This is a genomic window from Vibrio harveyi NBRC 15634 = ATCC 14126 = KCTC 12724 (genome assembly GCF_001591145.1).
In the GTDB taxonomy this organism is placed as follows: domain Bacteria; phylum Pseudomonadota; class Gammaproteobacteria; order Enterobacterales; family Vibrionaceae; genus Vibrio; species Vibrio harveyi.
In genome coordinates this window covers 26013-41238 of the sequence record NZ_BCUF01000023.1, presented here as the reverse complement: position 1 = coordinate 41238, position 15226 = coordinate 26013, and the positions used below count along the sequence as shown (strand labels likewise).

The following is a 15226-nucleotide window of genomic DNA, read 5'->3' as shown; positions in this document are numbered from 1 at the left end:
CCCAAAAAGTACGGCGGATTTTTTAGGAATAAAAACTAGACGACTGGTCTAATAATTAATATAGGAACTTACCATGACCCAAACGCTTAACCGTCAAATCGTATTGGCTAACCGTCCAAAAGGTTCGCCAGTCCCAGAGAACTTCCGTTTAGAACAAACTGCTATCCCTACTCCAAGTGAAGGTGAAGTGCTTCTGCGCAGCGTATACCTATCTCTCGACCCATATATGCGCGGTCGAATGAATGAAGGCAAATCCTACGCAGATCCCGTTGAACTAAACGACGTGATGGTTGGCGGGACCGTTTGTCAGGTCGTGGAATCGAAGAACTCTGACTTCCAAGCAGGCGAATGGGTGGTAGCTTACACAGGCTGGCAAGATTACGCGCTATCTAACGGCGAAGGTCTATTTAAATTAGGCTGTGAGCCGACGCATCCTTCTTATGCCCTTGGTGTACTTGGTATGCCTGGCTTTACCGCTTATGTGGGTTTATTGGAAATTGGTCAGCCTAAAGCTGGTGATACCTTAGTTGTCGCTGCTGCAACCGGTGCGGTCGGTTCTATGGTTGGTCAAATCGGTAAGCTAAAAGGTTGTCGTGTAATCGGTATCGCAGGCGGCGCAGAGAAGTGTCAGTACGCAAAAGAGACCCTAGGATTTGATGATTGTCTTGATCACACCGCAGATGACTTTGCAGAGCAACTAGCAGCAACATGCGACAAAGGTATCGATGTCTACTTTGAAAACGTAGGCGGTAAAGTCTTTGATACCGTGTTACCTCTGTTAAATGTCGGCGCTCGCGTGCCACTTTGTGGTTTGATTTCTCAATACAACGCTACAGCGTTACCAGAAGGTCCCGATCGTATGTCGATGTTGATGGGCAACATCCTGCTCAAACGCATCAAGATGCAAGGTTTCATCATTTTTGATCACTATGAGCAAAGCTACACAAATTTCGTGAAAGATGTAAGCCAATGGCTAGCGGAAGGCAAAATCCACTACCGTGAGCATTTAGTGGAAGGTTTAGAAAATGCGCCAGAAGCATTCATCGGTCTGCTGGAAGGCAAAAACTTCGGCAAACTTGTTATTAAAACTAATCAACCTGTATAAGAAAAGGATTCTTCTATGATTAAACTGCATCACTTAAACCAGTCTCGTTCAAAACGCATCATTTGGTTACTAGAAGAGCTGGGCGTAGATTATGAAGTCATACCTTACCTTCGTGACAGTGTCACCTTTCTTGCTCCACCTGAGCTCAAGAGCATTCACCCACTCGGCAAGTCACCCGTATTGGAAGATGGCGACGAGATCGTTACAGAGTCTGGTGCCATCACTGAATACTTAATTGAGAAGTACGCGGACGGGCGTTTTGCACCAGAACGTGGCAGCAAAGCTTACACGCAATACATTCAATGGATGCACTTTGCAGAGAGCTCAGCCATGGTTCCATTGCTTCTCAAAATGTTTGTCGCTAAAGATGGCGTGCAAACGAATTTCCTAGCTGACTATGCAGATGCGGAAACCATGAAAGTCATGGGTTACGTTGATCAAAGCCTTAAAGGAAAAGCCTACTTTATTGAAGAACGGCTAACAGGCGCGGATTTCATGATGTCGTTTATTGTCGACATCCTAAACAAGTTTGGCGTTATTGAGCGTTTCCCTAACATTCAACGCTATGGTGCACAGCTTGCCACTCATCCAGCATTCCACAAAGCTGAAGAGCTAGAGGTAAAGTATGGCTAACTTAATGACTGCCAATCTGCGCTGAGTAGCCTAAGTTTCTGTCTATTTCCGATTTAATTGAAATAGACAGAAATTATTCATATAAGCCATATTCAAGAACAACCTTTAATCCATACGACAAATAATGTTAATTGACACAAAGGCATTGTTTAACAAGCACTTAAAGCATAGGTGATACCTATCACACTGATTGCTAATAACAGTTTTTTTATTCTCAGTTGCAGCGCTATTCTCCTTGCATAACTTTCGAGCAGTTGCCGAAAAGTCGATAAATAATCACTATATTGCAAGGAAAATCAAATGAGCAAAAAACTGACTACAGCAGCAGGTTGCCCTGTCGCCCATAACCAAAACGTTATGACTGCTGGTCCTCGTGGCCCTCAACTATTACAAGACGTTTGGTTCCTTGAAAAATTAGCGCACTTTGACCGCGAAGTGATCCCAGAGCGTCGTATGCACGCAAAAGGCTCTGGTGCTTACGGTACGTTCACTGTAACGCACGACATTACAAAATACACTCGCGCGAAAATCTTCTCTGACATCGGTAAAAAAACAGAACTATTCGCTCGCTTCACTACCGTAGCAGGTGAGCGCGGTGCAGCAGATGCAGAGCGCGATATTCGTGGTTTCGCACTAAAATTCTACACTGAAGAAGGTAACTGGGACTTGGTTGGTAACAACACACCAGTATTCTTCCTACGTGACCCGCTAAAATTCCCAGACCTAAACCACGCAGTAAAACGCGACCCTCGCACTAACATGCGTAGCTCTACCAACAACTGGGATTTCTGGACATCACTACCAGAAGCATTCCACCAAGTGACTATCGTAATGAGTGACCGTGGTATCCCAGCTTCTTACCGTCATATGCATGGTTTTGGTAGCCACACATTCAGCTTTATCAACGCAGAAAACGAGCGTTACTGGGTGAAATTCCATTTCAAAACTCAGCAAGGCATCAAAAACCTAACTGACCAAGAAGCAGAATCAATCGTCGGTAAAGACCGCGAAAGCCATCACCGTGACCTTTACGAAGCGATTGAGCGTCAAGACTTCCCTAAATGGAAGATGTACGTACAGATCATGCCTGAGCTAGAAGCGGATGAAGTCAACTTCAACCCATTCGACCTAACAAAAGTGTGGTCTCAAAAAGACTACCCACTGATCCCAGTAGGTGAGTTTGAACTGAACCGTAACCCAGAAAACTTCTACGCAGAAGTTGAGCAGTCAGCGTTCAACCCAGCAGCAGTAGTCCCTGGTATCGGCTTCTCTCCAGATAAGATGCTACAAGGTCGTCTGTTCGCTTACGGCGATGCTCAGCGTTACCGCCTAGGTGTGAACCACCATCAAATCCCTGTGAACGCACCTCGTTGCCCTGTTCACAGCTACCACCGCGATGGCGCAATGCGCGTTGATGGTAACTTTGGTTCAACACTGGGTTACGAGCCAAACTACAAACAAGAATGGGCAGAGCAACCAGATTACTCTGAGCCACCTCTACGCATCAATGGCAACGCTGATCACTACGATCACCGTGTAGACGAAGACTACTTCAGCCAAGCGGGTGACCTATTCCGTCTGATGAGCGAAGAGCAACGTCAAACTCTGTTCGACAACACAGCTCGCGCAATGGACGGTGTGCCAGAGTTCATCCAACAGCGTCACGTTCAACACGCATACCAAGCGGACGAAGCGTACGGCAAAGGTCTTGAGATTGCACTAGGCTTAAACAAGTAAGCGAACGCTGTAATCATCACACTGTGTGATTAAAAGACATAAAAAAGGAGGTGCTCTACAGCACCTCCTGATTTCAAATCACTAATCCTTAATCACAGGTCACTAATCACAACCATACTCAAGGAGATTCATTATGATTAACTTAGATTTCTTTAAGCTCTTTGATACCAAAGAACTGTTTATCTATTACTGATTCATCAACTACTGATTTTTAGCTACCGCTTTGATCAGTACTGATGTATCCATGCGACCTAAACCATCTCGTTGAAGGTCTGCGTATTGCTCATCCACTTTCTTAGTCAGTGGAAGTTCTAGACCCACTCGCTCTGCTTCTTGCAGACAGAAACCCAAATCTTTGCGCATCCAATCAATAGCGAAGCCAAAATCGAACTTATCTTCCGCCATCGTATTTGCACGGTTTTCCATCTGCCATGAGCCTGCAGCGCCATGCTTCAGCGTTTCTACAACTTGAGCGATGTCCAAACCTGATTTTTGTGCCAGCAACAAAGCTTCACTCAGACCTTGTAAAACGCCACCAATACAGATTTGGTTTACCATTTTACAACGTTGACCCTGACCGTTTTCACCCAGTAGCGTCATCTGCTTCGCGTACACATTCATCGCTGGAGAGACACGAGCAAAAATGCTTTGTTCACCACCACACATGATGGTTAGAACACCATTTTCTGCGCCCGCTTGACCACCAGAAACTGGCGCATCAATGAAGTGATTGCCGTATTTAACACACGCTTCAGCCAGTTCAACCGCTAGGTCTGCAGAAGTCGTTGTGTGGTCCACTAACACAGCATCCGCTTTCAAGCCGACCAGAATGCCTTCTTCACCGTAAACAACGCTACGAACGTCATCATCATTACCCACACAGGTAAAAACGATGTCACAGCCTTCTGCCGCTTCACGTGGAGTTTCACAAGCCACGCCTTGGTATTCTTCAGCCCACTTGTCAGCTTTCGCCTTTGTGCGGTTGTATACTTTGGTTTCATAGCCCGCTTTACTTAGGTAACCAGCCATTGGGTATCCCATCACACCCAGACCAATAAATGCTACTCTTAGTTTTTCCATTGCAAGCCTCCTTGAATTCGAAATAAGTGACGTTTTGAAACTATTACTATTTGAAACATGTTACTAAAGATTTCAGAACATTACTTGCAATAATTTCGTCTTAAATAAGCGCAACAAACTCAATCAAAGGCGAAGCTACCAAAAGTGACAATAAAAGCGTCACAATAGACGGAATCGCATCTTTCCAAGTATCAAAACGAAAATGGAAAAACATAGCACCAACGGAGGTGAAAACAATAAAACTTGCACCTATCGCACTTAACAAGTTGTTCGCCGATAGCAAGCCAATTAACATCAAAATTGCACCCGTTACCTCAACCAGTCCAACCAAAAACATGGCGGCACGGTTCAATCCATATTTATGAAAGAAAGCGAGCTGTGGCTCAAAAATCGGCTTCACCCAACCGATGATTTTGATAGAACTGGCAAACAAGAAAAACGCGATTAACAACCCTTGAATCAAGACCATAATTTTAACTCCCGAACAGATGATGGAAGTATTAAAGCATTCCACTTGAAACTTAAGGAGGGTAATATTTAGCTACTTATCATTCCAAACAGGAATGCCTCATGGATAAATTTGATTGTTTGAAAGTCTTTTCTCGTGTCGCTCAGTTAGGTTCATTTACCTCGGCCGCCAATGAGCTCAATACCACTCAGAGCGCGGTGAGCAAGAAGATCGCTTGGCTTGAGAGTGAAGTCGGCATCACCTTGTTTCATCGTCATGCTCGCGCTATCAGCTTAACTTCTGGTGGAAAGCAATATCTCGAGCTGGCGCAGACACTCACAGAACAAATGGATTCCTTCGAGTCGCAGCTTAGACAAGAGCAAGCGTCGGTCTCTGGCGAGCTCAAGCTTTCAGTGCCGAGTGCGTTTAGCGTTCGCTTGTTATCTGCGCCACTGAATGAGTTTCTCAACCAACATCCGGAGCTTAGCGTCGATGTGTCAGTTTCGGACAAGTTTGTCGATTTAGTTGAAGGCAATGTTGATATCGCGATTCGTGCCGCCTACCTAAAAGACTCGGGTTTAAAAGCACGCTGGTTGATGGATAACGAACTGGTTTACTTCGCGTCTCCCAGTTACCTCGACAAGCAAAAATCTATTCATACCGCTAACGATTTGAGCAAACATCTTTGTTTAACCTACTCACTCTCAAATCCATCTAACTTGTGGCGTTTCAGCGATGGAAATGAAACCATTAAAGTCAAAGTGAAAGAGCAGGTTCGAAGTGATAGTCCTGAGATGTTGGTGCAAATGGCAAAGCTTGGGCAAGGTATCGCTGCAATGCCAAAATGGATGGTAGAACAAGAGCTTAACAACGGTGAACTGATTCAAGTACTAACGCAATATCAATCAGTTAAGCTACCAATGTACTTGGTTTACAAAGATAGTGAGTACCAACCTCAGCGCATTCGCACTTTTATTGATTTCTTGGTTCAGCACTTTTCTCAGGGATAAAAAAAGCTCCATCAAAAATGATGGAGCTAACTAGCAGATAGCCTTAGTTGGGATTATCCCCAAGTGACTTCAAGATGCAGTATTCAGAGCTTGGTCACTGACTCGAGTTCGAGGAAAACATCGCAGCGTAATAGTGATCTATTTCCAAAGAGTTTGACAAAGAAATCGCTTCAGTGACAAGCTCCCGAAGGGCGAGTTGATTTGCATACTTTGTTAACGATTTTTGATTTAGCACCACTAGAACTTCAAATCGTTGCCTCGTCTGAAAACCAAATCATTCTCGCTGAACCATGCATATCGAGGTTACTTGGGGATATGTACTTAAGGGATTCTTTTCGCCTGCAACAGTGCTGCAGCATTGAGCATCGCATCTTTAGTGCTGACATCCAGCACCTTCATTTTTCTAAATCGCTCCGGCTCTTTGATGGCTACATCGTGAGCGAAGATAACAAACCTCGCCTTGGCGATATCTTTGTCAGTGATTCGGTTAATGATGCCGTTCGCACCTTGCGTTTCGACCTTGATCTTAATGCCTAACGCACAGGCGGCTTTCTCTAGTGACTTCGCAGCTAAGAAGGTATGCGCCACACCTGATGGACAAGATGTCACGGCAAGAATATCTGCTTCGCCCTCGCCTTGCATAGATGTATACGCTTGAGATTGACCGACAGAGCTATCGTCTTCCGTTACCGTCTTCTTAAGCGCGATAACAATCAGTGCTGTAGTAAGCGAGCCTGCAACTGTGCCAACTATGTAGCCAATCTTGCCGTCCACAACTGGCAGCACAATCCAGCCGCCCCACGGAGCATGGTTAATGACATGGAACATAAACCCAATCACGTTACCGACGATACCACCAGCAACAATCGCAGGCAGTACGCGAGCTGGGTCACCCGCCGCAAACGGAATTGCTCCTTCGCTGATGCCAATCATACCCATGATGCCCGCGGCTTTACCCGCTTCACGTTCATCACGTTTAAACTTACTTGGCGATAGAAAAGTTGCTAACGCCATACCCAAAGGCGGGGTACAAATCGCGATACCGACACCACCCATCAACCACGGCTGAGTATTCACTTGAGTCTGAGCAAACAAAGTCGCCACTTTGTTGATAGGACCGCCCATATCAAACGCGGTCATTGCGCCCAGTACGGTGCCCAACATCACTTTACCTGAGCCCGCCATACCCGTGAGCACATCGTTCATGGTCGTCATTGCGCTGGCGATAGGTGAACCAATCACCCACATCACTGCGCCACAGGTGACAAACGTACCAACCAGTGGGTAGATAAAAATCGAGCCGAGGGAGCTCATGCTGTCCGGCAATTGAATCTTCTTCAGTAGCCAAACCACAAAGCCGGCGAAAAATCCGACGACAATCGCGCCCAAGAAGCCAGTGTTGTAATGACTAACCGCAATCCAAGATCCAATCATTCCCGGAGCAAGACCAGGCTTATCAGCGATCGAATAGGCAATGTAACCACCTAATACCGCGGTAAATAGTGTCAGACCAGCAATACCCATTTTGGCGATATCAGCCAGAATGCCTTCTTTCGGAACCCCACCATGACCTGAGATCATCACAGAGAGAGATAGCAATACACCGCCCGCGACAATAAACGGGATCATATGTGAAGTGCCGAACAGCAAGTGCTCTTTCATTCTGCTCAGCTTTTGTGCCCAAGGGCTAAGGGGTTCAGATGCGAATTCCAGAGGATCTAAACCTGAGTCGTTTGCGTTCGACTGAATGTCAGTGAGTAGTTCGTGCGCTTCATCCACTGACTTCGCCGCTTTTAACTTATTGACGAAACCATCTTCAATGATTTTAGTGGAGATTTGTGCCAAGACTTCGATGTGGTGATGATCATCCCCATCTGGAGAAGCCAGCATGAAAAATACGTCAGACAGTTCGCCATCATCAGCACCGTAATCAATCCCTTTGCGGCTGATGCCCACTGCAACTGCGGGTTTTGCGACCGCATTGCTTTTGGCGTGAGGAATGGCAATACCCTCGTCAAAGCCGGTATTGCCAATCTCTTCTCGTTTCCAAATGTCCGCCAAGAACTGACTTTTGCTAGTGAGCTTGCCCGCCGCGTCCAACAATTCGACGAGCTCTTTGAGCGCTTCATCTTTGGTTTGAGCATGCAAATCCAAGCAAATGGTTTCCGGTTCAATAAGGTTTAATATGTCCATTGTTTGTACCTTGCAATGTTCACGCTCGAGAGTCATGAGTTATTTGTTCCATCTATGACTGTGTACAGAGTAACCAACACTCGTCCTTTCCAATACAGGACAAAAAGTGCATTAACTGGATTAATGTAACATGAGATTTAAACTGTGATAGAGCTCTTGCGATTATCTGCTTTAAATCCATCCTTCCGACGGTCACTATGCTAAAATCCACAAAAAAATAAAGTGGATAGAACATGAAGATCGTAGCGGTGACAGCGTGCCCTACAGGCATCGCTCATACTTATATGGCGGCAGATGCACTAATGAAAGCTGCGCCTAAGCATAACGTACAAATTAAGGTTGAGACGCAAGGCGCGATGGGTATTGAGAATCAGCTCACTCCCCACGATATTGCACAAGCGGATCGTGTCTTAATTGTGTCCGATATTGAGATTGAACAACCAGCTCGCTTTGAAGGCACCAACAAAGTCCAAATCCCGATTGAAGACGTGTTACTCAATGTCGATAAAGTATTCCTTGTACACTGTCGATGATACGCTGTGCTGATGAACGAATACCAAATCACCTTTTTTGTCGACGATATTAATGCCAGTGCTCATGTCGCACAGCCCCTCAATCGCGTCGCCAAAAAGTTCAAAAGCACATTACACATCATCAACATAACCCAAAATCGCGTCGCTGAACTCACTAAGTCAATCGCGGTTTTACAAGTTGGCTTGCAGCAAGGCGACTTGTGTCAAATCACGGCTATTGGTATTGACGCCGAGCTTGCCTGTTTCGTTATCAAAGATATGATTGCTGAGAACTTCACCGTTGTGGGTTCTCACATCAACTACGAATTCTCAAGCCAACTTGCTGAGCGTCTTCCGCAAATTTGCCCGCCTTGTGAAATTAAATGGCATTACGCCAAAGCGCACACTGAGCTCACCAAGTTTGAGTGCTTGAAAGGGCTAGCGCAGCTTATTCATCCTATTCATCCAGACGAACTCATTCTCGCCTTTATCAAACGCGAAGAACGATCTTCAACCGCAGTAACACCGGGCATTGCCCTGCCCCACGTCATGTTCGAAGGTGTGGACCACATTTCTATCGCAGTGATCGCAAATGAGATACCGATGGATTGGGCATCTAAAATGGGTGAAGTGCATCTTGCCATAGCATTAGTAATGCCAGCAAAGCCCACACGCGAGCACATCATTGCAGCGACCAACTTAACTCGTAACCTGCTGACCGACCAAATGGCTGAGCGTTTACTGCTAACAAAAAGCAGCGTCGACTTACAGGCACTTCTGATGTACGCCATGTCGAGGCTGCTCGCTTAACCTTTACTTGCTTTAAATTGAACCGCGATACTCCGTCGGCGTTCTGCCCGTTCGGTTCTTAAAGACTCGGCAGAAGTAGTTCACATCTTTGAATCCACAGCGCACCGATACCTCATTCAACTTAAAGTTGTATTTCTTGAGCATGAACTTCGCGCGGTCTACCCGTACCCACGTAATGTAATCGGCTAACGTCATGTGACCTTGCTGACGGAACAAACGCGACAAATGGTTAGAAGAGATGCTGAACCTCGACGCAATACTGTCACGCGTGATTGGGCGGTGAAAGTTCTCTTGGATGTAGATACAAATGCCCTGATACAGATCTTGCACTCGGCTGTGCGCCTGCGTCTCTATAGGCGCATCTAACATCGACTTAGCGTATTGCAACAAGGCTTGCAGCAACAACTCATCCATAGGTTTCTTGTTACACTCACGAGCCAATGAGCTCAGTGCTTCCAAGATATTATCAATCGCAAATCCAGAACGAGTTTGAATACTGTGTTTTTGAATATCGTAAAAGCTCGCTTCCCCTTTACGTTTGGACACGAGACTCAAACCCAATTGACGGCGACCAAAGAGAATACTTAATACCGAGCAATCTGTATCCCAGTCAGGTTTATTCCAACAGTTAGGCGGAATAAATATCGCATCACCGGTTTTCGCTACGATATGCGTCACTTTGCGATCATGACTTTCCATTTCATTAATATATTCACCAGACAAGACCAATTCTAATCGAGGGAAGTTAACCTGATAGCTAAATTCAGGCGGTGTATGAAAATCACCAGCAAACCATATATTGTGGAATGGTTCTCGCTCGTTTAATACTGATGAAATCAAATCATGAAAAATCATTTTACGTACTCTTAAACACGCATCCATGATGCTATACCTATAGATATACACCCTACTGGATTTTTGTGCTATTGAGCAAAATCACACTTCCATTTTAAGGTTACAAAAATCCAGTTAACGCATCAATTCTCCAGTCTATCAAATCATCAATAAAGCCCTTAAACCCTTATATATGGGAGCAATAACACATTTCACTTATGGTTCATCGACTTCCACATAATGTCACAGATATGCAGTAAGCTCATCCAGTAGACGATCTACATCACACTCTAGTAGGGCGGTTACAATCGTCCAGTAAATGCATTTTTTCTTCACTACTGTCTCCGCTTGGTTAATTTCAAAATACCCCTGAAATAAAAATTATATTTATAGGGGTTCGACAATGATCACCAAACTAATAAATGAAGACTTGATTAAGCTTGATCTTCAAGCGACTTCAAAAGAAGACGTATTTAAAGAACTGGTTGCAGTTCTACACGCCCAAGGTCGTATTTCAGACCAAGAGCAATTTCTTGCAGATATAAAAGCACGTGAAGAATTAGGTAACACCGGATTTGAGGATGGCGTTGCTATCCCACACGCGAAAAGTGCCGCGGTTCTTGAACCAGCGGTTGTGATCGGCGTAAGCAAATCAGGTATCGAATACGGCGCAGAAGACGGTTTGCCTTCAAAACTGTTCTTCATGATCGCTTCTCCAGACGGTGGCGATAACCACCATATCGAAGTACTTGCAGAGCTGTCTTCAAAACTGATTGAAGATGGTTTCATTGATGCGTTCTTAGGTGCAGCAAACAGCCAAGACGCACTGGCACTTCTACTTGCTAAAGAAGAGCCTCAACCAGTGGCAGACGCCCCAGCAAACCAAGGTTTCATCATTGGTGTTACTGGTTGTCCTGCGGGCGTTGCGCACACTTACCTAGCAGCAGAAGCGTTAGAGAAAGGTGCAGCGGCGATGGGTTACGAAATCAAGGTTGAAACGAACGGTTCAATCGGTGTGAAAAACAGCCCAACCGCAGAAGAAATCGAACGTGCAGACGCAATCATAGTGGCATGTGACAAACAAGTCGACATGAACCGCTTTGCGGGCAAACGCGTGGTTAAAACCAACGTAAAAGCCCCTATTCGCGATGCTCAAGGTCTGATTAACGAAGCGTTAAGTGCTCCAGAATACCAAGCAGCAGCAAGCAGCAATGCACAAACTTCTGTTGCAAACAAAGCCTCTCAGGCTCGCTCTGACCTGTACCGCTACTTGATGAACGGCGTATCACACATGATCCCATTCGTTGTCACGGGTGGTCTGTTGATTGCACTTGCTCTTGCAGTCGGTGGTCAGCCAAGTGAAGCGGGCATGGCAATTCCTGAAGGCAGCATGTGGAACCAAATCCTCAACGTAGGTGTGGTTGCCTTTACGCTGATGATCCCAATCCTAGCCGGTTACATTGCTTACGCGATTGCTGACCGTCCTGCTCTGGCTCCTGGCTTGATCGGTGGTTGGATTGCAAACAACGGTTCTTTCTACGGCGCAGACGCTGGTACAGGCTTTATCGGTGCCATCATCGCTGGTCTGCTTGTGGGTTACTTCGTGAAGTGGATTACGTCGATTAACTACCACAAATTCATTCAACCTTTGGTGCCAATCATGATTGCGCCAATCACAGGTTCGCTATTCATCGCTGGTCTTTTCATCTTCGTTATCGGCGCACCAATCGCAAGCCTAATGGACGGTCTGACTGCGCTACTAACGAGCATGAGCACAGGTAACGTCGTTCTACTGGGCATCGTACTTGGTGGCATGGCTGGCTTCGATATGGGTGGTCCATTCAACAAGGTCGCGTTCCTATTCTCTGTGGGCATGATTGCGAGTGGTCAAACTCAATTTATGGGTGCTATGGCGTGTGCAATCCCTGTTGCACCTCTAGGCATGGCACTGGCAACGGCGCTTGGTCGTAAGTTCGACCTGTTCGAAGAATCAGAAACCGAGGCGGGCAAAGCAGCAGGCGCTATGGGTCTGGTTGGTATCTCTGAAGGTGCGATTCCGTTCGCAGCGCAAGATCCAATGTCAGTGATTCCAGCAAACGTACTTGGCTCAATGGTGGCGGCAGTAATGGCGTTCTCATTCGGCATTACCAACAGTGTTGCTCACGGCGGTCCAGTTGTCGCTCTACTTGGTGCGATGAACCACCCAGTACTTGCTCTGATTTGTATGGCAGCTGGCGCAGTAGTTACCGCAGTAACGTGTGTAACTCTGAAGAAAGTTCGCAAAGCGAAAATGATGCAAGCAGCCGCTTAATCACCCCTACCCCCAAATGGCTCCTATGGCTTGGGCAATATCGTCCAAGCCATGATTTTCTCTCATGGTGACACTCTATGTCTGATTTAACGATGTCCGATACACAAACGATTCAAACTCAAGCTAAGCATCCGATGTTTTTCCTGATGAACAACGTGATTCAAAACTACGCTTGGGGCAGTACTACTTCTGTTAACCAACTGTTTGGCATTGAAAACCCAACGGGCGAACCACAAGCAGAAGTATGGATGGGCGCGCATCCAAACGGTTGCTCATTGGTGATGGTAAACGGTGAGGAGACCAAACTCTCTTCACTGATTGCTCAAGACATGAATGCCTTTCTGAGTGAAGAAGTCACAAACCGTTTTGGTGAACTTCCATACCTGTTTAAAGTGCTTGCTGCTGAGAAAGCACTGTCGATTCAGGTTCATCCAAACAAACAGCAAGCAGAATTAGGCTTTGCACTGGAAGAAAAACAAGGCATTCCCCTAACCGCTGCAAACCGTAACTACAAAGATCCAAACCACAAACCTGAATTGGTTTACGCGCTAACTGAATACCAAGCGATGAATGGCTTCCGCCCAACAAGTGAAATCATCAGCTTCTTCTCTGAACTGGCGATTCCTGAGCTACAAGGCTTGGTGGATGACCTTATCGCAAACCAAACTCCAACTGGCTTGGCGACCTTCTTCTCGGGTCTACTGTCACTAGAGGGCGAACAGAAAGAGATGGCGTTGACGGTGCTATTGGCTCAAGCTCGCATCACCGACTTACCTCTGTTCAACCTTATTCTTGAGCTAGAGAAGCAATACCCTGGCGATATTGGTTTGTTTGCACCACTGATGCTTAATGTGATTACCCTGCAACCGGGTGATGCTATGTTCTTGGATGCAGAAACACCACACGCTTACTTGAAAGGTACGGGTCTTGAGATCATGGCAAACTCAGACAACGTACTGCGCGCAGGTCTGACACCAAAATACATGGACGTGAAAGAGCTCGTTGCGTGCACACGCTTCAACGAGAAGCCATTCGACAGCTTATTGCTCGCACCAAACGAAATCGACGATATGTTGGAATACCCTATTCCCGTGGACGATTTCAAATTCGCCATCGTTAAGCAAGCTCACCAGCGTACTCTAGAAGTTCAAACCGCTGAGATCCTTATGCCTCTGGACACCAAACTTGTGCTAACTCACACAAACGGCGAAACATGCGTAATTGAAAAAGGACAATCTGTTTTCATTCCGGCTTACGCAAAACAGGTTACTTTGGATTGTGAAGGCCGTATCGCACGCGCTTACAGTTAATCGTTATTATTAATAGTACGCCACTAAAACCAACGCCTCGCCACTCGCGGGGCGTTTTGCTTTTAACCCTAGTCTTTTTAACCCTAGTAAAGCAATGGTTAATTAAGCACTATAGTCTTGATCCAAAACAGAAAAATTTCCCTACAAAACCAAGAAACTGTGTAAGACTTATTGAGTAGCCCTGTTGATAAAGGTGGCAAGATGACTCATAGAAACGCTCGCTCTCTTCATGCCATTATCGGCGCACTCGTCGGTGATGCAGCATCTCTCGGATTTCATTGGCTTTACGATCAAGAACTCATCAGGCAGTTTGGTTCTCCGCATCCGGAATTTCATCAACCGAATCGAACTGAATACCATGACAAAGGTTATTTTGCCCACGGTAGCAAGCAAGTCGGTGACCTCACCCACTATGGCGCGCAGCTTGTTGCCATGTTAGACGCTCTGGTTCAAACCGGACACTACGACGAAGCGCGTTACATTCGCTCCTTTCGAGAATGGTTTGATTTTGGTGGTAAATGGCAGGGCTATACAGACAAACCGACTAAGCAAACACTGCTCAACATTCATGAGTTGGAAGCCAAAGAACTGCGCGTAACTTTGTGCGGGGCTGACGACACACAAAACCCTGCATTATCTAAGCTTCCGCCTTTGGTGGCTTTTCATTCCGATGATGACAAACTCGCCAAACTGGTCGATTCCGCCGTGCGGGTTACCAATAACAACGACACCGCAGTTATGTACGCCCAAGCTGTCGCAGTGATGATTCAGATGGCGTTGCAAGGCGCCGCGCCCAAAGCGTGTGTGATGGCAGCTCAGACGGTTTCTCCAAAGATTGCTAACGATATTCAACGTGCAGAAGCGATGAGCGGCAGAAGCGCCACCAGCGTTGCGGAGTCCGTTGGGATGCATTGTGGTTTAGATGCTTCATTTGTGGTGATTTGTCATTTGTTGATGAATTCAGAAAGCTACGAAACCACCATGCGTGAGAACATTTACTGTGGCGGCGATTCAAGTGGACGAGCCATTCCGCTCGGTGCCATTCTTGGGGCAAGTTATTACGACACGCCAATGTCGATTCCAAATCACTGGATGGATAAAACCGCACTACCTCGCCGTTTACTGCAGTGTTTATAACCCTCTTGAACCAGCGAAAAGAGCAGAACCCATACTCTGGTCTTTTCGTTGGTGATGATTTGAATCTCGCCTGACAGAAATAATCCTCGAAATCTTTACGCTATCC

At 46.2% G+C, this 15226-nt stretch carries 13 protein-coding genes; 9 read left to right on the top strand and 4 right to left on the bottom strand.

The window, feature by feature from the left end:
- The first annotated feature begins 73 nt into the window (after window positions 1–73).
- The 3 genes from curA to katE2 all read left to right on the top strand — a co-directional run bounded on the left by curA (window position 74) and on the right by katE2 (window position 3475).
- On the top strand, window positions 74–1105 hold the full coding sequence (curA, locus tag VHA02S_RS13340; protein WP_038899226.1) for an NADPH-dependent curcumin/dihydrocurcumin reductase: 1032 nt from the start codon (window positions 74–76) through the stop codon (window positions 1103–1105).
- A gap of 15 nt (window positions 1106–1120) precedes the next feature.
- Window positions 1121–1738, top strand: coding sequence for a glutathione S-transferase family protein (locus VHA02S_RS13335; protein WP_038899225.1), 618 nt, complete (start codon window positions 1121–1123; stop codon window positions 1736–1738).
- Window positions 1739–2038: 300 nt separating this feature from the next.
- Window positions 2039–3475, top strand: a complete 1437-nt coding sequence (gene katE2, locus VHA02S_RS13330) for a catalase KatE2 (RefSeq protein WP_005451376.1) — start codon at window positions 2039–2041, stop codon at window positions 3473–3475.
- A gap of 201 nt (window positions 3476–3676) precedes the next feature.
- On the opposite strand, the gene VHA02S_RS13325 is transcribed toward katE2, so the two are convergent.
- Window positions 3677–4555: an NAD(P)-dependent oxidoreductase gene (locus VHA02S_RS13325; protein ID WP_017819353.1), complete on the bottom strand. Its 879-nt coding sequence runs from the start codon at window positions 4553–4555 to the stop codon at window positions 3677–3679.
- Between the two features lie 100 nt (window positions 4556–4655).
- A complete protein-coding gene (locus VHA02S_RS13320) occupies window positions 4656–5024 on the bottom strand; it encodes a DoxX family protein (RefSeq protein WP_038899224.1) in 369 nt (122 codons plus the stop codon).
- A gap of 101 nt (window positions 5025–5125) precedes the next feature.
- Between VHA02S_RS13320 and VHA02S_RS13315 the strand changes: the two genes are divergently transcribed.
- Window positions 5126–6013 (top strand): LysR family transcriptional regulator, encoded by an 888-nt coding sequence (locus VHA02S_RS13315; protein WP_038899223.1) that lies wholly within the window; start codon window positions 5126–5128, stop codon window positions 6011–6013.
- A 321-nt stretch (window positions 6014–6334) separates the two neighbouring features.
- Here the strand turns inward: VHA02S_RS13315 and VHA02S_RS13310 are convergent, their stop codons facing one another.
- Entirely contained in the window at window positions 6335–8206 is a 1872-nt protein-coding gene (locus tag VHA02S_RS13310) for a fructose-specific PTS transporter subunit EIIC (RefSeq protein WP_038899222.1), read from the bottom strand.
- Window positions 8207–8439: 233 nt separating this feature from the next.
- On the opposite strand from VHA02S_RS13310, the gene VHA02S_RS13305 reads away from it, so the two are divergent.
- Window positions 8440–8739 (top strand): PTS fructose transporter subunit IIB, encoded by a 300-nt coding sequence (locus VHA02S_RS13305; protein ID WP_005441202.1) that lies wholly within the window; start codon window positions 8440–8442, stop codon window positions 8737–8739.
- Window positions 8740–8751: 12 nt separating this feature from the next.
- Window positions 8752–9528, top strand: a complete 777-nt coding sequence (locus tag VHA02S_RS13300) for a PTS sugar transporter subunit IIA (protein WP_017188665.1) — start codon at window positions 8752–8754, stop codon at window positions 9526–9528.
- 12 nt (window positions 9529–9540) lie between these two features.
- Here the strand turns inward: VHA02S_RS13300 and VHA02S_RS13295 are convergent, their stop codons facing one another.
- On the bottom strand, window positions 9541–10383 hold the full coding sequence (locus VHA02S_RS13295; protein ID WP_005451367.1) for a helix-turn-helix transcriptional regulator: 843 nt from the start codon (window positions 10381–10383) through the stop codon (window positions 9541–9543).
- A 382-nt stretch (window positions 10384–10765) separates the two neighbouring features.
- On the opposite strand from VHA02S_RS13295, the gene VHA02S_RS13290 reads away from it, so the two are divergent.
- The 3 genes from VHA02S_RS13290 (at window position 10766) to VHA02S_RS13280 (ending at window position 15120) form a co-directional block, all read left to right on the top strand.
- On the top strand, window positions 10766–12673 hold the full coding sequence (locus VHA02S_RS13290; protein WP_038899221.1) for a PTS fructose transporter subunit IIABC: 1908 nt from the start codon (window positions 10766–10768) through the stop codon (window positions 12671–12673).
- Between the two features lie 77 nt (window positions 12674–12750).
- Entirely contained in the window at window positions 12751–13983 is a 1233-nt protein-coding gene (gene manA, locus VHA02S_RS13285) for a mannose-6-phosphate isomerase, class I (protein ID WP_038899220.1), read from the top strand.
- 201 nt (window positions 13984–14184) lie between these two features.
- A complete protein-coding gene (locus tag VHA02S_RS13280) occupies window positions 14185–15120 on the top strand; it encodes an ADP-ribosylglycohydrolase family protein (RefSeq protein WP_038899219.1) in 936 nt (311 codons plus the stop codon).
- Window positions 15121–15226 lie beyond the last annotated feature (106 nt).